The organism is Alcanivorax sp. HI0083, assembly GCF_001635175.1.
Window position 1 is genome coordinate 1 of record NZ_LWFX01000655.1, and the last position, 593, is coordinate 593.

Annotated in this window: 1 protein-coding gene; it reads left to right on the forward strand. The window is 62.1% G+C overall.

Annotated features, from left to right (window positions below):
• Positions 1-593, forward strand: a 593-nt coding sequence (locus A3754_RS06510) for an acyl-CoA dehydrogenase family protein (RefSeq protein WP_197468519.1), incomplete at both ends; no start/stop codon positions are given.

Below are 593 nucleotides of genomic sequence, written 5' to 3' on the forward strand. Positions count from 1 at the left end.
AGGAATACGGCGGCAACCCCATGTCCACCCAGGCCAAGTCCTGCATCATGGCCAAGGTCAGCTCCCACTCCGGCCTGCTCAGCGCCATGGTAGTGATTCCCAACTCACTGGGTGCGGCGGAGCTGCTCGGCCACTACGGCACCGATGAACAGAAGCAGTATTACCTGCCGAAACTGGCCAACGGCGAGTTCATTCCCTGCTTCGGCTTGACCGAACCCACCGCCGGCTCCGACGCCGCCTCCATCAAGGCGGAAGGCGAAGTGTTCAAAGACAGCGACGGCGAGATCAAATTCAAGCTCAACTTCCGCAAGCGCTACATCACCCTGGCGCCGGTCTCCAACCTGATCTCCCTGGCAGTACGCCTGCACGATCCGGAGAACCTGCTGGGCAAAGGTGAGGATGCCGGCATCACTGTGGTGCTGCTGGAAAAAGGCCTCGACGGCCTGCACATCGGCGACCATCACCAACCCATTGGCGAGCACTTCCCCAACGGCCCCATCGTCGGCCGCGATGTAATCGTGCCCGCCAGCAACGTGCTGGGCGGCGTGGAATACACCGGCATGGGCTGGAAGATGCTGATGGAAGCCCTGGCC